Source organism: Cellulophaga sp. BC115SP, assembly GCF_009905545.1.
Taxonomy (GTDB): Bacteria; Bacteroidota; Bacteroidia; order Cytophagales; family Spirosomataceae; genus Flectobacillus; species Flectobacillus rivi.
The window spans coordinates 51,170-67,873 of record NZ_JAAALB010000022.1 but is presented as its reverse complement, the minus strand read 5'-3'; the positions used below and the strand labels follow the sequence as shown (position 1 = coordinate 67,873).

The window sequence follows — 16,704 nt, the reverse complement described above, 5'->3', positions numbered from 1 at the left end:
GTCTAAAGTTTTCTACCTAGTTGTTGTCCTATTTTTTTCTCTGGGGCTTCCGTTGGACTTTGCCACACGCTGGAATTAGATACTACTATGCCTGGCGTTGGACGTAAACGACTACTCAGACTATAATCCACTTTCTCTATCTGCTTATCTTGGGTCTTATGAATAACTTCCTGTTTTTCCTCTTTGGTAATCAACTCCGTTGTAGTTTCGGGTGACCGTTTAAAATGAATACCCTTTTCTTTATTGAGTTGGATATAGGCATCAAAAAGCTCCCCATTTTTAGAAGTCAACCCACTTACAAACACTTCTTTGCCAATTCGTAACGCTTGAATTTGTTCTTGGGACAACTCTCTGCCCAGTAGATGTTTAGGGACAGAATACGGAGTAATGGCTAAACTTTCCTTATCGGGATTCAAGCTCACATAAGCATCATAGTACCTATCTTTTATACGGGAGTAAAGTCCCGTAAGCATCAGCGTTTCTCCCGACTCAAGGGCTTTTATTTGTTCAGCACTAAGTGCCTTGCCTGCCAATGTGGGTGGAATAGTATAAGGTGATTGGAAAGACAAGCCTCCTTTTGTTGCATCGATAGTTACTAGGGAGTCAAATGGTTGTTCAGGCTGTTTTGGGTTGATTAGTCCCTTCAATAGAACAGTCTCTCCAGAGAGTAATGATTCCCGTTGTTCCTTACTTAGTTTCACACCCATTACTTCCTGTTGAAGCTTGAAGCTATTGACTGGCAACAGGGCCATTTCATTGAGGTCTTGATCTAGAGACAAATAATGGGCTTTGGCAACGCCGTTTTGGTCCACATAAATAATCCGATTAAGGTGCCCTGTATCTTTTAGTAGACTCACATCTTCCTCAGACAAATGTCCTTCTAGCTTTTGAGGGATTGTTAAAACCTGCTTTTTTTCAATGAAGGATAATTCACTGGAGGGAAGTAGTTTAAACTTCCCTTCTCGATAGATTGGTTCATCTAATAAAGTGTAGTCGGTGTAGCCCAATAAAGAGCTAGATTTCCCTTTAACCAAGCGTTCGGCCTCTGACTGATAATTGATATTTTCATTAGAAGATTTTCTAGCAAGTAATCGTCCCGTTTCTCCTAAAAGTTTGAGTAGTTGGTCTGCTATTTTGGAAACATCTTCCAAATGCTTTTCTGCATTAAATTGACTCATACCATTATTTCGTTAACTACATTTTTCTATTTGTTTACTTTTTTAAAACGAAGCAAGTTTTTGATTGTACCGAAACCTACTTGTTACATCTCAATATTGGATCGATTCTCAGAAGGTTTGGGAGCACCAAAAACTTTAGGATTTGCATTTGTCTCTGGAGAAGAAACAGAGGAGCTAGTATTAGCAGGATTGGAATTACTCAATGATGAGCCATTATTGGGAGAAGAAATCATACCTCTTAAAGCTCCGATTCCTTTATAAGTCAGAGCACCAATCGCACCTGCTGCCATCGTTCCTGAAACTGGGGAAGAAGTCATGCCTCCTGATACGCCTGTGATGATATTACTTACTAGACTTGGGGTATTAATCACGGCAAAACAACCCACAATAGTGACACCTATACTTAAAAAAATAGGAACCCAGTCAATCGTTTGAATGACATCTATTCCTGTCATTCCTGTTGCATTATTGATGCTTCCAGCTACAGTTTGACCAGCACTTACGCTTGCTTTGGCAAACTTCAGTAGTATATCATAAGCATTTTGGTCTGAAATATTTTTTAATCGATAGGCAATCGCTAGGGACATATTAGCAACTGGGTACCACAATAATTTAGAGATGTAATTTGAAAAAAAGGCTTTCCAATTATCAGAGAAAGGGTGGAAGATGGAAAGACCAATGCTAATAGGTCCGAATGCAATAATGACGGCTAAATTGATATTTTGCATCACCAAAATGCCTAAATAACTCACAATCAAACAAAAGTTTACAATCTTACTGAGTAGCATCAGAAGAAGACCTAAAATATAGCTTGGAGAGGTGTATAATCGAATTTTATCGACCAAAGTACTTATACCCATAGCAACCCCTTTGAGACTATCCATCATACCATCACCCTCGTTACTATTTTCTCTTTTCTCTTCAACAGTCGCTGTCATATAGATATTTTCCAAATCCTTTTGATACTTATCTTCTATCTGTTCATTTTGTTTCATATAGCTTACTGCCCAGCCTTGAGTAGCAGCATAGGTGGGTTCCATCAAAAAGTCACAGATAGATAGTAGTGGATTATAAAGCATCAAAAGAAGTGAGATAAACAATGGCTTCAGCCAGCCTCGAAAATGGCTTGCTATTCCATCATGTTCGCCTGTTGCTAAAACTTTATATGCATCCACGGAAATCCATATTACAGCACCTAAACCCAGTGCCATTCGACCTACTGTCAAAAAGGGGCTAAATGCATCTTTTATTTCCTTGGTAACGGTATTGATTTCTACGATTAAATGATTAATATCTGCCATGTTCAATACAAGTTTTAAAATCTTGAAGTATTAAATTTCTTTGGATCAAAGACCTGTTTACTCTTTATCAAAATTCATCATCTTTTGATAGTCCATTGCACCTGAAGCATCATAGAAACCTGAAGCTGAAAACTTTGTCTCATCCACATATTTCTTCAAATCATAATCGGCTTTGATAGCTCGCAACTCGTTTTCCAAGCGTGTAATTTGTACTTCTAGCATCTCTAAGCTTTTATAGGCTTCTGTAGCATATTTAACTCTGTCAGCATCACCCATGCGACCCATTGGGGCATCTATCTCAATACGTTGACCTCGCCCTTTTTCATTGGCATTTCCTCCAAAAATACCTCCTAAGCCTCCAGTAGCACTCTCTATAGCTCCAGCCATTTGGCTTTGAAAATCATATTGCAGGTCTGTAAGTTGGTCTTGTAAACTCGTAGACTTAGCCGTCAGCTCATTATATAGCTGGGCATATTCTTTGGCTTTTCCTCCCCCAAAAAGACTCGATATTAAATTGATAGGACCTGAAAAGCCTCCCAAAGCAGTAAAATCACTCAAGGAAACTCCTTCATCTTCCAGCTTTTGTTTAAGGTCTGCTCTTGCCTTTTCTATATCTGAAATTTGTGTAGTAAGACCATTGACCTGCTTGTCATAAGCCTTTTGTAATTCCCTGGTATTCGCCTGAGCATCTAAGGACGTGCTTGTAGATACGCTGGAGTTATGACTGCCTCCTGTTTCAGTGAGACTGCTACCTAGACTTCCACCATTATCAATAGTATTCGTAAATTGACTATAGAGTAAATCTGTATCTTGGATGGCTAAAGTGATACTGTTGAATCGACCCACATAAACTTTATTGCGCTGCGGGCTCAATAACCCAATCACATTGCTTTCATAATAGCTTTTTACCTTTTGTAAATGAACCAACAGTGCGTAGTTCTTCCCACGTATGTCTAAACTTTTGTAGTAGGATTTATAGACTAAAGAAGGGGTGTTTTCGTAGTTAAAGGTTGCTACATCGAGATTCAAATTTGTTTTCACACTACTATTCATCCCGATGATGTCTGCTGTGGTTTGACTCTCGGTCTTTAACTGGGAATTCGCTATTTCTTTTTGGTCACCTGTGAGTTTCGATTCTATCTTTTGTTGAATCACTTGAATAATGTTTTGTGCCAAATTACTAGGGTCTATTACCGTAGCATAACTTATTGGATGCTGTAACAAGACCATGATAGCAACAAGCCAAAGTCTTTTCGTTTTGCTTAGTTTCATTTTTATAGGAGGTTAAATGTGAATAATAAGCCTACTAATAAATAGGCGTTTGCTGTGAAGAAAAGTAGGGGGAAGACTACAGTTTGTAGCAATAGTCTGAGTTCTCGAAGGTCTTTTGTATCTTTTAGTTCAAAGAAACAAGTTTTACTTTTAAGCATAGTTCCGATACTTAAAAGCACCTCCTTACGCTCATTTTTTAGAGGACTCGATAGCCAGATAAACAGGACTATCTCTAGCAAAAAAAAGCCAATAAAGACCTCTAGACCTGTAAATGTATTTTGCTTGATAGGAAAAAAACTAAACACACCATACCAATACATCAAACTGTAGATGCTCTGGTAATAATGTTGATGATACAGTTTTCCATAAAAAGGTAGTCCCTTCAACCATTGTCCATCTCCATTTAACAACATGGATAATAGCAGTAGCATTAGTAAACCCAAACTATCAAATATCATTTCTATCATAATGTTCGTTGGTTATTAGTGTTAAATAATTGAAAATCTATAAATTTCTATATGTATATTTTTATGGCCCGATTAGTTTTAATAATTGTGATTATCTTCTCATACCATTCTGCATCAGCTCAGAAAAACTTAGACTCTTTGCTTTGTCAGCTAGATAACCCACAAATCGTTGAGTTACTCAACTCTACAGATTCAAGTCTAAAAGCTCAGGTGTTGACTTTATATGAATTCAAACTGCCTATTTATCAACCACTTAGTAAACTCTGGCTCAACTCGAATTTCGGCTTTAGAATCCATCCTTTGACCAGACAGCTCCAATTTCATCAAGGTATCGACCTCAAAGCTTCACTAGACCAACAGGTATTTGCTACAGCCGATGGTATTATTCTCCATTCGGGTTATTCTCGTTCGCTCGGCTATTTTATCAAGATTCAACATCTAGCAGGTTTTACTTCGATTTATGGACATCTCAATCGTATCTTTGTCATTACCAACCAATCCATTTTACAAGGGCAAATCATCGGAACCTGTGGAAGGTCTGGAAAAACTACGGGGGTACATCTTCACTATGCTATCGTGAGAAATCAACAATATCTGAGTCCTTCTCTTATTTTACATAAAGATTAGTCACCATACTTTTTTCGATGGTATTCCACCATAGTGTTGTGGTTTGCACTACACTGCCTGAGGCATTAGGCATTTCTATTCTCTGTTTGAGGATGATTCGATTATTTTGCAGAGAATCGCTCAGGATTTTCACTTTATCCCCAAAACGTTTGATACCTGTCAGGCTATCTCCAGATAAGGTAAATAGTTGATATGACCCTCGTTTGCCTGTGGTAATTACTGGACTGAGGACTATCTCATGGGAATAGACCTTTTTAGTATTTGTTTCTGAAGGCTTTATATAAAGCTCATAACGATACCATTGCCCCACTTGTAAAGTATCACTCGGATAGTCCATATTAAAGAGCTGAAAGTTATAGTCAAACTCACTGGGGTTGGATACCGATATGTCTTCTTCAATGCGGCAACCTATTAAGCTTAGCATCATTAAGCCTAAGAATAATATTTGTGCTTTCATGCTTCTTAAAGTTTAAATTTGACTCCTAGGAATAGATTTGATTTGCCTTTTTGTGAGATAACACTCGTCGTTGCATCGGCATCTAATCCGATTAAAATTCCGACATTAGGCCCCAAAAACTTCTCATATCTGAGCCCCAATGTGGCGTATGGATATGCTACTGTGCTAGTCTGCTCAGTGATTGGAATATGGTTTTCTATACCGAGCCCCAAGCCATAGACTAAACCCCAATAGGATAAATGTTTTTTACCGATATGTAAGGTCTTTTCGTAGCTATAGCCAAATTGATAATTGTCATAGTGTTCACTACTACCTACAAGCTGAGAACTTACATATTCTTTGCGGTACTTAGCCGTTAGTCTATGATAATTTCCTCTAGAACTTCCTATAGCATAACTTAGTCCCAAAACGGATTCACCCGCTCGCCATGATAAGCCATTATCTGAAAACAATAAGGGTTTACCTGCCCATAATTCGAGGTAATTCGCTCCACTATTTCGTATCTGTCCATAGGAATTCCAAACGCCCATAGCCAACATTAATACAATCAATATCCTTGTCTTCATAGTTACAGTTGTTCCATTTGGTTGTAAAAGGTGGCAAAATCTGTAACTAAATGAAAGTTGCGTCCTCCATTTTTCTCTACCATATCCAAGTCAAAAGTCTTATGTTCGGCTATCGAAAATTTATTGAATAATAGTACTACACCATATTCGCCCTTGGCTTCACCAATCGTTTTAGGAGTTTTGCCTTGATTCTGCAAATACACATACACGGGCTTTACCTCCAGCTCTTGCGTGACATCTCTTTTGTAATTATCTTTGTCACGGATATATGCCTTGAGATAGTCCACTTCATAGTTGAGCGAAGACTTGTTTTTAAGCTTTAAACTCACCATTACCATATTCCCTTTGGTCAATATACTTTGGACTTCCACACTAACGTTACCCACTATACTTCGAATATGCTTAATATTCTTCTGCTCCAAGGCATAAGCTGACAGTCGCTTAAAACTTGCCTCATCCATTCCTTCTCCACTCAAGAGAATTTTACCTTTTCCTTGATTATAGGTGACGTTCTGATTAGACCAGTCTACTAAGATGGGTTCCATCACTACATTGAGTTTGCTAGGATTTTCACTGTGGTTAACTAAAAATGAATAATACTTACCACTAGCCGTTACCACGGTTACATTAGTTTCAAAGGATTCTAGATAAGCCGCTTTTAGCTTGAGCACATTGTCCAGATTTTCAGCTTTTTCTCCTATGATATTTTTTGAACCTATATCGAAATAGACAATTTTGGAATCGAAAATGATATGAGAGGTCTTGAAAAAAGCAACACTTAGGCGATAACTTCCTCGGATTTGCTCTTTTTGCAAGGGCAAAGTAAGCGACTGCAAGGTTTGAAAACTTGACAGTACTTTTTGTACACTATCTTTTATCGTAGGTTTAACACCTAGGCTATCGGGAGTTTGACCTATCACTCTTGTTTGAATTAGCCCTATCATGGCGATTAGCCATAAGCGTATCAGCCTTGTTGTTTTGTTTTTCATTCTTGTATCTGCTTTGTTTGAAAAATGGTTTGTGTTTAGCGCTTTCGTACTTGGATATACAATAATTGACCTGCCTTGATATGGGCTTTGATATCATTGAGTTTGGCGTTCAAATACTGATTAGCTCCATTGAGTGACTGGTTGACTAAACTGCCTACTACTTGGTTAGCTACAGTGGTTCCGATATTTCCAGTGGGTTGATACACCAGTAAAGGATTGACTGAACCTAAAGCACTTGAGGTATTTTGCCCCCAGGCTCGTTTGCTAAGTTTCATGTCAATAGCTGAATTGATATTTAATCCTTCCCCGCCATCTACATCTAAGACTCGTCCTTCTAATTGGTAATACATATCACCCTCAACAAACCCACTAATGCCTATTTGCAGACGGTCGCCATTTACCACACATTTACCTTGGATCACTTGACCTTTGTTAATGGAAATACCATTTACTACGCTATTTTCCAAAACCATAATTTTAACACTCGAATTATCTCGCACAGTTTTATCTTCCATCAATCGTCCTTTGATTAATTGGCTGCCTCCCGCAGTAGAATTACTTGCGATACTTTCCTTGAGACTATAGTTACCCGTTAAATCTAAGGCTCTACGACCATTGGAATAAAAGCCATTGCTTTGTTCTTGACTCAAGTCTAATCTTGTTTCTCTAGCTTGATCGATTATTAGAAATCCATTTTTATCTTTCTTAATACCTTGCTCAACTTTGATTGTCTGAACACTATCTACTTGTTGCTTTTTCTCCAGAGCACTTAGCTTTCTTCTCAACTGTTCTATCGTTGCATTCTCTCTACTGACCTCTGCATAGGAAAGTGTGGGTTGAGGACTTTCATAACGAGTAGAATAAGTCTGCTTTGAAGAGTACTGAGCTGGTCTATTATGCTGAGACACTTGTTGATAAGATGTCTCTCTTCTGAAATTACTAACTCTATTTTCAGACTCAATCTGCTTACGTCGTAAAGAATCTTCTGTGCCTAAATAGGTGTTGGGATTACTAGAGCTGGACACTTCTTCGTTAAAAAGCTTCTTTTCAGAGATAGTGGAATCTGAATTCGCTAGATTCAAATTGATGATACCCTTGCCAAAATCATCTTTATGAAGACTTTCTTCTGTTGGTGGAAACACTTTAAAGAATATACCAACTCCTAAGCCAATAATTAAGAGAGATAAGGGATATTTAAGTAGACGTAGGTTAAAAAAATTATTCATGTTCCTTCTCGGTTAGGGCGTTGATTGAATTCAATCCCGCATTTTTCGCACTCTCCTCTGAGACTAAATTGTTTTTGATAATCTTGATTTTATCCAGATAGAAACCATATAGATTATTATCCGTTCGGTCTCGCTCAATGACATCAAATTGGGTGACTAAAAATTTCTCTACGCTTTGTCCTCCTTGACCTCGGATATATTCTTTCCCATAAAACCTTCCTTTGCCTCCTGCAAATACAATCGAATCTGGTTTGATATATTGGATGGTATTGCGCTGAACGATGTTGTTGTAATAGCCTTGACTTTGATAGAACTCATACAGGGCTCGAAAATCACCTAAGTAAAAGCTCTGTTGGATATTCGAAAAAATTTGACGTTCATCGGGCTCTAATCGAAAGAATAATTCATGTCCTCTCAGTACGAGGGCTTTTTTCGATACAGTCTCATAGCCATCATTATAAATATCATAGGTCTTACGTATTTCTCCATTTTTGTCCATCACCAACGGGTTGTCTTTTTGTTTTAATATCCCGTCTCGATACACCACAAAGGCACTCACACTAATACACAAGCTGAATACAAAAGAGCCTATCATCATGAGTTGGGCGGTTCTTGTGTTGACATCTACACTTCTCAAATAGGGTATGACTAATCGCTTGGGGTCTTTTTGATTCATGATAGTTTAGGTTTTATTGCTAAAAATTTGATTAAAGAGCCTTTGAAATCCTTGTACTTCTTTCTAGGCGCTTACCTAATTAAATGGGGATTGCTCTTAATTTTTGATTGGTAGTTGAAAGTCTCATCACAATGCTCTATCACTTTATAATAGTCATAATGGTTCGCTTGTGAAAGCTCATCCAAATAGTCTAGCGTTCTGGGAAATTTCGAGTCAAACTCCATCTGCATTAAATATTTTACCAAATTCTTTTCCTTAGCTTCAGTCGTATAAGTCCAATATTCCTTGGCAGATAAAGAGAGTCCATACACGCCATACAATTCGGCAGTCCAGTAAATAAACAGCTCTCGATACTTGTCCTCTGGTTTCAAATCTCGGTTCATACTCAATATCATTGATACGTGCCTTTCTTGTAAGGATAGCACTTTGGCAATCGCTTCCATTTTAGTCGCATACTTCGCCATGCTCAAAATCAGTTTAATATCACTTTGAGAAATCACTGTATCTTTGATGATATCATTACTAATAATGTCATTGAGCTCCTGTGTTACCAAACCTATCGTACCATTGGACTTTCTAGCAGTTTTATAAACCTCCTTGATGTACTCTGCAAACATTTCTGTCATGATGGCTTTCCAAGCTTCCTCGATAACCAAATATTTGCGTTGGTTCTTTTTCTCCTTTAATACCTCTTCAAACGTTCCCATCATGTAGAGGACTATGAGCGGAAAAAGCACTTTGTTACCTTTGATATTATCTAATTCAAAGACAATTAATCGTTCATCTCGTAGGTCTATATCATAGTGTCCATTGAGTACTTCTTCATAGACTCCTCCCGTGTAAAAGATTTTCATCACGTCCAAAAAATGTTCTATTCGAAATTCTTGGGAGGTATTGAGTTGAGGAAGTTCTTTCTCTCGAAAAGGACCTAACATATATTCATAGTAGGTATCAAACCTTGCCTCAATCGCTTTTCCTATCTTTTTTTGCTTAGACAGGTAATTGTAGTAAAACATGATGGAGGATAGTAGGATGTTTTCATCAAGTTTGCTATAATCTTCTTCTCCCTTCCATGCCTTTAACAATATCTTGAGTATCATGTCTACCCGTCGTTCGCCTGGAGTATCACCATTGATTTTAAAAGGATTGATTTTCACAGGTTGACCTATGTCAAAAGAGAAATAGGAACCTTTGAAATAATGCTTACAAAGCATTTCATAGCTATGACCTACATCTACCACCATCACAAAAGCACCTGACTCAACTGCTGTGCGAATGATGGAGTTCATCGTTACGGATTTACCCGAACCAGTGGGTCCTAAACAAAAGAAGTTATAGCCTGTGATGGCTTTACGTTGTCGTGAATTCCCACTCTCAGCAAATATATCTACACAAGTCCTTGCGCCATTTCTATTCAGCATGGGAAAACCTATCGCTGTTTTGCCATCAGAAGCTGAGGTTTCTTCGAAGTTTAAAAAACAGGAGGCTACTTCATTATAGGTCAACACCATTTGGTCTGCTCCTATATTCCCTGCATTCCCTGGCATGGTGTTCATAAACACGATGGGCATTTCTGCACTTGATTCACTAGGAATTAAATCCCTTTTCTTGAACCCTGTATGGATACTTGTTTTGAGTTGTTTAAAATCTTCGATACTGCCTTCAGTCCAAAAAATCAAGTTGCTGTAAAACCGAACAGGTAAGAGACGTCCAGAACTTTCTACTAAGTTTCGTAGGAACTCTTCTGTATCTGCCATCGAGGTGCGATTCTCTTCCGAAAAAGAAAAAAGGCTGCTCTTGGTTTTTATCAACTGTCGAAGCTCTTCCTTACAAGCATCCACATCTTCTTTGTAAATCACTACATTATAGATACTTTCTCCATCTATCTTGTGGGTAAAATCTTTACAAAGGGCTGAGGGAAAGAAGCTGAATTCTGTACTAAGTTTTGGATCATTGATATATGAAGAGATACTATCGTTAATCGAATGAATGGAATCAATATTGAAGATACCACAGCGCTTTTGACCTATTTGTAGGATGTTGTCGTCAGCTCGATAGTGTATTTCTTTGATACTATCCTGGGCATCTCTCGTCAGCATCAAATAGCGCTCGCAAATGTTTAAACTCCCAGAGCTTCCTTCCAATTCTTCTAGGTTTAACTTGCGGAAGCTAAAGTTTAAACCTGAACCTAAGACCGAGAGATATTGACTTACCCCATCGACAAATTTTTCTAATTTCTCCGAATCAAAATCTCTTTTTTGAAGATTGATTATTCCACTAAAAAGCCCATTACTATACAGGTTCTTTTTTTGAGGAGAAATATTACACAAGGTGAAATACAAATAACTTTTGGTTTCTTTAAAAGATTTTTCAAAGAGTAAACGCTCATTGGCTTGACCTAAATAACTCTCTTGAGAGGCTTGTAATTCCAAGGTGTTGCTCTCGTAGGAACTTTGGGTAAAATAGGTCTGGGCATGTAAAAGCGTATTTGTAGGCAGTTGCGTAAAAGCTCGTCTAAAATTCTCATTAATCTGAGTATAGTCTTCACTACTCAAAGAATTGAGGGGCGAAAATACAGCCTCGTAACATAAGGTAATATCGCCATTTCGTGAGATAAGTACCCCTAAATTGGGCTCTATTCCAATGATGGGGAACTGTTCTGATAGATTGATATTCATATTAACTTTTCCGTTTCTTTTGTAGATAGATACGCTCTAGTCGTTTGCGTTTGAGGGATAATTTACGGATGGGTTTTACATAGCTCAAGTAGGCTTTTTCTAATCCGATGATTCCTGACCTTTTGAGATAGTAAAAGCTCTTATGAATCACAAAACCACTCAGCAGTAAGGTAAATAATACCGTCAGTAGGTAGTTGAGAAATAAACCAAATACAAAGCTGGTCATCAACAAACTCACTACTGAGACCCCTATCAAATACCCAATTAAGTTCATGGGAAAGCCCCTAAAAAAAGGAGGGTGATTTACCCCCCTGTGTGTTCTAAATTGTGCCATTCTTGTGGGTTTAAAAGAATAACACTTTGGCCAAGCCAACGCCAATGAGTACAATCAAGCTCCCCATCAAAACGCCTTGTAGGTTTTTAAAGGCTTGTTGGTCACCTGATTTATACTTAAATCCAGCATTAACAATCCCTATCAAGAAGGCCACTGCTGCGATAGCCATTAATAGAGAGGTTACAGCATCCATGACACTACTAATCGCACTTGCGCCAGCATTGGAAGCAGCACTTACTTTGGAAGCCCAAGACGATTGGCTGTATCCTTGAGTGATACTAAATAGACTCAGCAGAAAAAATATACGCTTGACTGCTTTATCAGATTTATTTTGCTTCATGATATTATTATTTTAATAAGTTATATTTTATGATTTATTTACTTTTTGGATGTGATTTTAAAAAAAACACTATGGATTCTTCAATAAAGAATCAAATGCTACCTGCTTAGTTTGGATTTGTTCTCGTGTATCAATACCACTAGTTTTATCTTGTAGAGGATTATGGTAAATATCATCGTGCTCTTTACTACCAAGAATAAAATAATCATAAAAGAAAAAGCAAGCCCAACTCACGAGCGTTAAGACGATTGTCCATTGTAGAAAATGGCTCCAAGGAAAAGAATTCATGGAATTAGAAATTTAGAATGAGTGATTTAATAACATACTGCCTTGCTTTTTTAGTAAACTTTGAGCATCCGAAGGGTAGTATTTCAACCGTCTTTTGTTATCTAGTAGAGGTTCTAAAAATAATTCTCCATCTTCAGATATGATGTAGTACTTCAATTGAGTAGGTTGTTCTCTATCTTCTGAATCTATACACACAATATCATACAAATACAAGAGTGAGCCCTCTTGGTCTTGCCCTACACCTTGCAGCACAATATATCGAGGATTCTTGTTAAAAAACTCACTTACAGGGATCTCTTCAAGGTCTTCATCGTTAAGAAATTGACCTTGTTGCTTATCAAAACAAATAAAGCTTAAAGGATAGGATGGTAGCTTTACTATATTCATACTTAACAGTTATTTAGGATTTAATCTATAGAACTTCAATGGAAATATCCCATTTTTTATCTTATTTTGTAACAAGTAAGCATACAAATATGCAAGATATATCCTACACTTGCAAAGTTTTAGTTTAATTTATCTTAACTTCTTATCACTAAATACTGATATGTCAAACACACTACTAAGAATCAAACAATATATTGATTATAAAAAGATTAGCCTTAGGTCTTTTGAAGTATCCATTGAAATATCCAATGGCTCATTTACGAGTCAATTGAAGAATGGAAAAACTATTGGAGTGGATAAATTAGAAAGAATTCTGCAAAAATATAATGATTTGAATCCAGAATGGGTACTCACAGGGAAAGGCCCTATGCTACGAAATCAAAATGAGAACCCTATTGATCAATTGGGTGAAATATATGAGTATTTAAGAAAGCATACATACCTTCTTGAAGAAAAACTGAAAGAAGCTGAACAGAAAATCCAGCAACTTGAAATTGCTTTGAATAGGGACAAGTAGAACTGCTGATAAATTTTAAATACCAATGAGCCATTTCTCATGTAGGCTTCACTGGTTTATGTTTATATGACTCATTGGTATTGTAGAATTACCCTTGAGCTCCTAATGACTCCATTCCTGTTCGACGCTTCCATTGCTCTAATTCGTATAGAATACGTGCTGGCATCAAACGACTATAGGATTGTATTTGACGAGGATTCGTATGACCCATCATCACTTGTATGACTCGCTGCTCTAGCATAAACTCATTTTCTAGCATACTCGCAAAAGTCTCTCGAAAATCAGATATTCGAAGCGGATGAAGCAAGTCATTGGCTATTCCTGCAAATTCAGCTAGATGCTTCAGCTCTTTATTCAAATCCGAGTCATCAGGTCTGGGTAATTTTTCTATACCCCCATATTTATTGATGATAGCTTTAGCTTCGGGTAAAAGAATTGGCATACTCCATACTTCAGTCTTTTGCCGCTGGACTCGCCAACATTTATCATCCATCAAATGCTCGTTCTTTAGATTCGTGTAGTCTATCCAACTAAAACCCGTGTACATAAGAAATTGTGCTATATCACGGGCTTTTACAAGTGAAGGCGCCTCAACGGTCAATAATTTTTCCCTTTGTTGAGGTAGTAAATACTGAGGGGGCTTGCTAGATTCATAGCTTAACTCTAAGGCTACTAAAGGCATTGCTTGTAAATAATCTTTTTTTACTGCAAAGGAGACTAGGTCATAAACTAAAGTTAAATGTTTGTTTCGATAATTTCGACAAAAACGAGGTTCTCCCTTCTCATTTTTTTGCTCACCAAGCCACTTTTCAAATAGGTCTAGGTCTCTGTGTCGAATCGTGTCTATGCCTTGCTTTTTACTAAAAAATTGAAAAATATTATTCATTCGTGAACGATAACTTTTCTGAGTAAGCTCTTTAATACCTTTCCTTCTCTGTTTCTCCTCAAAGAACATGTGATAGATTTGCTCTAAACTAGGAATTGTCTTACAATTTCCAGCTTTAACAATCTTAGATGAATTAGGGTCATAATGACGACGAATGTGGTCGTAGGTGATAGTCTCATCAGGGTAAAGCAAATCTAGCACATCGTAAATATTGCGTAAAGTTTGCTCTGTTTCTCTAAGCTTTTTGTTTACAAAATCAGCATTATAGTACTCGGGATCCACCCATTTCCCATCTGCTGAAGCCTGGCCAGTAAAAGTCCACCAATACTTCTTTGGTACTCTTATTTTAAGAGAAAAAGCTGTATCACGTGGTTGATCTTCCAGCATAAGCTGGCAAGTAATTACTAATTCCTTTGATGGAACTGTACATTTCCCAAACCCTCTCAGGTAAAATAGTACATTTAACATTGTTTTTTTTCATTGGACTTGAATTTTAAGGTTCAAGTATTGTAACGAAGTAAACTATAATCGGTAACTCATGTAACTGAAGTGTCAGCAACAATTTAAGTGTCAGCAGAATAGTTTGTATGATTTTAGAATGGTCGGCTTTTTGATAAGTACCTGATTATCAGGCATAAAAAAAGGTATACATTATTGATGTACACCTGTAATAGCTAATTTTTGTAGTCCGTACGGGAATCGAACCCGTGTTTCATCCGTGAAAGGGACGTGTCCTAACCCCTAGACGAACGGACCTTGTGGGGACGAAATTACAAAAGTTATTTGCTTGTTGTTTTTCGTGATGCAAAATTAGTAGGTTTAATCATACGATGCAAACATTTGTCATAAAAAAGTATAATTTTTTTTATCTTTTCACGTTAAAAACTTTCTAATCATTGTACAATTCCCTGATTTACAAAAGTATATCACCTCTAATACTACCTTATTTTCTGTGTTTCTAAGCATCCTATCAATCCATCCTTCTCAATCTTTACAATTTAACTTACACTATCATCAGACTTTGCGAATCATTTCCTTTTTTACCGAGTACTCTTAGGTATATCTTGCTGAATTTATCTACAGATTTATTCACCTAAATCTACCCTCAAATATCCCATGGTAAATCGAATGAATCAATTGGATCATCTCCCTATAGAGTATCTAAATGAAACTACAAAGAAAAAGTCCTGGATGATTACAAAATTGAGAAAGCCAAAGTCAAAGAACCTGTGTCATTGACTGAAGAAGAAATGGATAAAACGGAAGTATTAGAGCTATCACCTATCCAACGTTTATCGTTTCTATATGGATTAAACTAAGCCGTGAAATGACCGATACTAGCTGTAGTTCAATTCAAATTCATTAGCGAATGCTTGTTACATACTTTTGTTGCGAGAAAAGCGAAGAATGGATGTGAATTCCTAAAAAATGAGTGTATTATTTTTTAATAATTTTGTCTTGAGTTATTTTTTTGAGGAAAGCGTCTCGGTACACAAGTCCAATTGGTAATTCTTTAGATTCAATTTTAAGGAAATCATTGTCAAAGCTGTTAACATGATTTATGTTAACAATAAAAGACTTATTAATTCGTACTATTTTGGAGGAAGCTTACACAACAACAGTATCTAAGGATAATCGAGTCAATGATGAATAGATTCATACAAGTGTACACAGAATGGAAATCTATAGCTTTTCGAGTTTTCATTAGAGATTATCTGGACTTTACAAGCTACTAAAGTTGACTTGATAATACATTTGTCGCTGTGAAGTTTAACGTTATTGGTCACTGATTTAACTCCTGTGATTGGAAAAAAGTCGGAGGCAACGGGATTGATAGAACCCATATTATTGATGAATCTAGTACTTTCAGAGGGATTTATATTATTTTCACTAATAGAGCTTTAATTTTAAATGAGATAATTTAACATCATGAAGGTTCTAAATATCGTTCTTCTTTTTACTTTGACACTAGCTTGTACAAGTAAGAATAAATACCATAAAATGAATACTAAACTAAATTTTTATACTCAGTATCATCAATTTTACATAGCAGGGGGCATATCACCAACCGAATTGGATGACAATGGCTACGAGGAACGACTTGGTATTTATAATAATTTTTTAGTTGTTTATACTGAATGTTATGGACCTGTAAAGGGAGAAATAAGTATTTTGAAAGAGAGAAATGATTCTATTGATTACCGTCTTTATGATCATATTGTCGAAGGGGGATTGACGGTAACTAATGGAAAAATTCAAATCTTGGATTGTCCCAATGACTCAATAGAATTGGAAATTCCTGTTAAATCAAGTACTTACAGAGTCCGAATATATTCCTCAAATTTGTCAAGTGTTGATGGTGATGAAGGAGAAGACTTCTACAAGATTGAGATCTGGGAGGATGACAACTTAGAAAGAAAAGTATTTAAAAATTATAACTCAACTCTTTGAAATTAATAGACACATTCTCTGCTATCTTCAACGGTAGTACACCGTGAAGAGTCACCATTACATG

Annotated in this window: 19 protein-coding genes and 1 tRNA gene; 3 read left to right on the top strand and 17 right to left on the bottom strand. The window is 36.9% G+C overall.

Annotated elements, in window-relative coordinates; translation table 11 throughout:
* Positions 1-2: 2 nt before the first annotated feature.
* From GVN22_RS16490 to GVN22_RS16475, 4 genes are all read right to left on the bottom strand, one after another.
* Complete coding sequence (locus GVN22_RS16490; protein ID WP_166552112.1) at positions 3-1,178, bottom strand: topoisomerase C-terminal repeat-containing protein; 1,176 nt, start codon at positions 1,176-1,178, stop codon at positions 3-5.
* 83 nt (positions 1,179-1,261) lie between these two features.
* Positions 1,262-2,479 (bottom strand): hypothetical protein, encoded by a 1,218-nt coding sequence (locus tag GVN22_RS16485; protein ID WP_166552111.1) that lies wholly within the window; start codon positions 2,477-2,479, stop codon positions 1,262-1,264.
* Between the two features lie 57 nt (positions 2,480-2,536).
* Positions 2,537-3,751 (bottom strand): hypothetical protein, encoded by a 1,215-nt coding sequence (locus tag GVN22_RS16480; RefSeq protein WP_166552110.1) that lies wholly within the window; start codon positions 3,749-3,751, stop codon positions 2,537-2,539.
* A 2-nt stretch (positions 3,752-3,753) separates the two neighbouring features.
* On the bottom strand, positions 3,754-4,218 hold the full coding sequence (locus GVN22_RS16475) for a hypothetical protein (protein ID WP_166552109.1): 465 nt from the start codon (positions 4,216-4,218) through the stop codon (positions 3,754-3,756).
* A gap of 63 nt (positions 4,219-4,281) precedes the next feature.
* Here GVN22_RS16475 and GVN22_RS16470 point away from each other — a divergent pair, with 63 nt between their 5' ends.
* Positions 4,282-4,845, top strand: coding sequence for a M23 family metallopeptidase (locus tag GVN22_RS16470; RefSeq protein WP_166552108.1), 564 nt, complete (start codon positions 4,282-4,284; stop codon positions 4,843-4,845).
* Here the strand turns inward: GVN22_RS16470 and GVN22_RS16465 are convergent.
* From GVN22_RS16465 to GVN22_RS16420, 10 genes are all read right to left on the bottom strand, one after another.
* A complete protein-coding gene (locus GVN22_RS16465; RefSeq protein ID WP_166552107.1) occupies positions 4,826-5,302 on the bottom strand; it encodes a hypothetical protein in 477 nt (158 codons plus the stop codon). The genes GVN22_RS16470 and GVN22_RS16465 overlap by 20 nt on opposite strands.
* Before the next feature lie 5 nt (positions 5,303-5,307).
* On the bottom strand, positions 5,308-5,868 hold the full coding sequence (locus tag GVN22_RS16460; RefSeq protein ID WP_166552106.1) for a hypothetical protein: 561 nt from the start codon (positions 5,866-5,868) through the stop codon (positions 5,308-5,310).
* Positions 5,869-5,870: 2 nt separating this feature from the next.
* The gene (traN, locus tag GVN22_RS16455; RefSeq protein ID WP_166552105.1) at positions 5,871-6,857 is read right to left on the bottom strand and encodes a conjugative transposon protein TraN; all 987 of its coding nucleotides are present in this window, start codon (positions 6,855-6,857) and stop codon (positions 5,871-5,873) included.
* 35 nt (positions 6,858-6,892) lie between these two features.
* Positions 6,893-8,083: a conjugative transposon protein TraM gene (traM, locus tag GVN22_RS16450; RefSeq protein WP_166552104.1), complete on the bottom strand. Its 1,191-nt coding sequence runs from the start codon at positions 8,081-8,083 to the stop codon at positions 6,893-6,895.
* On the bottom strand, positions 8,076-8,759 hold the full coding sequence (locus tag GVN22_RS16445; RefSeq protein ID WP_166552103.1) for a hypothetical protein: 684 nt from the start codon (positions 8,757-8,759) through the stop codon (positions 8,076-8,078). The genes traM and GVN22_RS16445 overlap by 8 nt, the downstream gene beginning before the upstream one ends.
* Positions 8,760-8,830: 71 nt before the next feature.
* On the bottom strand, positions 8,831-11,437 hold the full coding sequence (locus GVN22_RS16440; RefSeq protein WP_166552102.1) for a TraG family conjugative transposon ATPase: 2,607 nt from the start codon (positions 11,435-11,437) through the stop codon (positions 8,831-8,833).
* Between the two features lies 1 nt (position 11,438).
* Positions 11,439-11,771: a DUF4133 domain-containing protein gene (locus GVN22_RS16435; RefSeq protein ID WP_166552101.1), complete on the bottom strand. Its 333-nt coding sequence runs from the start codon at positions 11,769-11,771 to the stop codon at positions 11,439-11,441.
* A gap of 10 nt (positions 11,772-11,781) precedes the next feature.
* On the bottom strand, positions 11,782-12,111 hold the full coding sequence (locus GVN22_RS16430; RefSeq protein ID WP_166552100.1) for a DUF4134 family protein: 330 nt from the start codon (positions 12,109-12,111) through the stop codon (positions 11,782-11,784).
* A 69-nt stretch (positions 12,112-12,180) separates the two neighbouring features.
* Positions 12,181-12,399, bottom strand: a complete 219-nt coding sequence (locus GVN22_RS16425; protein ID WP_166552099.1) for a hypothetical protein — start codon at positions 12,397-12,399, stop codon at positions 12,181-12,183.
* Positions 12,400-12,411: 12 nt separating this feature from the next.
* Complete coding sequence (locus GVN22_RS16420; protein WP_166552098.1) at positions 12,412-12,786, bottom strand: hypothetical protein; 375 nt, start codon at positions 12,784-12,786, stop codon at positions 12,412-12,414.
* 160 nt (positions 12,787-12,946) lie between these two features.
* On the opposite strand from GVN22_RS16420, the gene GVN22_RS16415 reads away from it, so the two are divergent.
* On the top strand, positions 12,947-13,303 hold the full coding sequence (locus GVN22_RS16415; protein ID WP_166552097.1) for a hypothetical protein: 357 nt from the start codon (positions 12,947-12,949) through the stop codon (positions 13,301-13,303).
* 88 nt (positions 13,304-13,391) lie between these two features.
* On the opposite strand, the gene GVN22_RS16410 is transcribed toward GVN22_RS16415, so the two are convergent.
* From GVN22_RS16410 to GVN22_RS28420, 3 genes are all read right to left on the bottom strand, one after another.
* Positions 13,392-14,657: a hypothetical protein gene (locus GVN22_RS16410; RefSeq protein WP_166552096.1), complete on the bottom strand. Its 1,266-nt coding sequence runs from the start codon at positions 14,655-14,657 to the stop codon at positions 13,392-13,394.
* Positions 14,658-14,873: 216 nt separating this feature from the next.
* A tRNA-Glu gene (locus GVN22_RS16405) sits at positions 14,874-14,945 on the bottom strand.
* Between the two features lie 681 nt (positions 14,946-15,626).
* Positions 15,627-15,785, bottom strand: a complete 159-nt coding sequence (locus GVN22_RS28420) for a hypothetical protein (RefSeq protein ID WP_370520426.1) — start codon at positions 15,783-15,785, stop codon at positions 15,627-15,629.
* A gap of 405 nt (positions 15,786-16,190) precedes the next feature.
* Here GVN22_RS28420 and GVN22_RS16400 point away from each other — a divergent pair, with 405 nt between their 5' ends.
* Positions 16,191-16,640, top strand: coding sequence for a hypothetical protein (locus GVN22_RS16400; RefSeq protein ID WP_166552095.1), 450 nt, complete (start codon positions 16,191-16,193; stop codon positions 16,638-16,640).
* Positions 16,641-16,704: the final 64 nt, after the last annotated feature.

What these genes read in the sequence shown, in the direction of transcription:
- GVN22_RS16425 (WP_166552099.1), bottom strand. Translation starts at nt 12,399, where the DNA reads ATGAATTCTTTTCCTTGGAGCCATTTTCTACAATGGACAATCGTCTTA.
- GVN22_RS16470 (WP_166552108.1), top strand. Translation starts at nt 4,282, where the DNA reads ATGGCCCGATTAGTTTTAATAATTGTGATTATCTTCTCATACCATTCT.
- GVN22_RS16480 (WP_166552110.1), bottom strand. Translation starts at nt 3,751, where the DNA reads ATGAAACTAAGCAAAACGAAAAGACTTTGGCTTGTTGCTATCATGGTC.
- GVN22_RS16400 (WP_166552095.1), top strand. Translation starts at nt 16,191, where the DNA reads ATGAATACTAAACTAAATTTTTATACTCAGTATCATCAATTTTACATA.
- GVN22_RS16420 (WP_166552098.1), bottom strand. Translation starts at nt 12,786, where the DNA reads ATGAATATAGTAAAGCTACCATCCTATCCTTTAAGCTTTATTTGTTTT.
- GVN22_RS16465 (WP_166552107.1), bottom strand. Translation starts at nt 5,302, where the DNA reads ATGAAAGCACAAATATTATTCTTAGGCTTAATGATGCTAAGCTTAATA.
- GVN22_RS16475 (WP_166552109.1), bottom strand. Translation starts at nt 4,218, where the DNA reads ATGATAGAAATGATATTTGATAGTTTGGGTTTACTAATGCTACTGCTA.
- GVN22_RS16410 (WP_166552096.1), bottom strand. Translation starts at nt 14,657, where the DNA reads ATGTTAAATGTACTATTTTACCTGAGAGGGTTTGGGAAATGTACAGTT.
- GVN22_RS16440 (WP_166552102.1), bottom strand. Translation starts at nt 11,437, where the DNA reads ATGAATATCAATCTATCAGAACAGTTCCCCATCATTGGAATAGAGCCC.
- GVN22_RS16460 (WP_166552106.1), bottom strand. Translation starts at nt 5,868, where the DNA reads ATGAAGACAAGGATATTGATTGTATTAATGTTGGCTATGGGCGTTTGG.
- traN (WP_166552105.1), bottom strand. Translation starts at nt 6,857, where the DNA reads ATGAAAAACAAAACAACAAGGCTGATACGCTTATGGCTAATCGCCATG.
- GVN22_RS16445 (WP_166552103.1), bottom strand. Translation starts at nt 8,759, where the DNA reads ATGAATCAAAAAGACCCCAAGCGATTAGTCATACCCTATTTGAGAAGT.
- GVN22_RS16485 (WP_166552111.1), bottom strand. Translation starts at nt 2,479, where the DNA reads ATGGCAGATATTAATCATTTAATCGTAGAAATCAATACCGTTACCAAG.
- traM (WP_166552104.1), bottom strand. Translation starts at nt 8,083, where the DNA reads ATGAATAATTTTTTTAACCTACGTCTACTTAAATATCCCTTATCTCTC.
- GVN22_RS16430 (WP_166552100.1), bottom strand. Translation starts at nt 12,111, where the DNA reads ATGAAGCAAAATAAATCTGATAAAGCAGTCAAGCGTATATTTTTTCTG.
- GVN22_RS16490 (WP_166552112.1), bottom strand. Translation starts at nt 1,178, where the DNA reads ATGAGTCAATTTAATGCAGAAAAGCATTTGGAAGATGTTTCCAAAATA.
- GVN22_RS16435 (WP_166552101.1), bottom strand. Translation starts at nt 11,771, where the DNA reads ATGGCACAATTTAGAACACACAGGGGGGTAAATCACCCTCCTTTTTTT.
- GVN22_RS16415 (WP_166552097.1), top strand. Translation starts at nt 12,947, where the DNA reads ATGTCAAACACACTACTAAGAATCAAACAATATATTGATTATAAAAAG.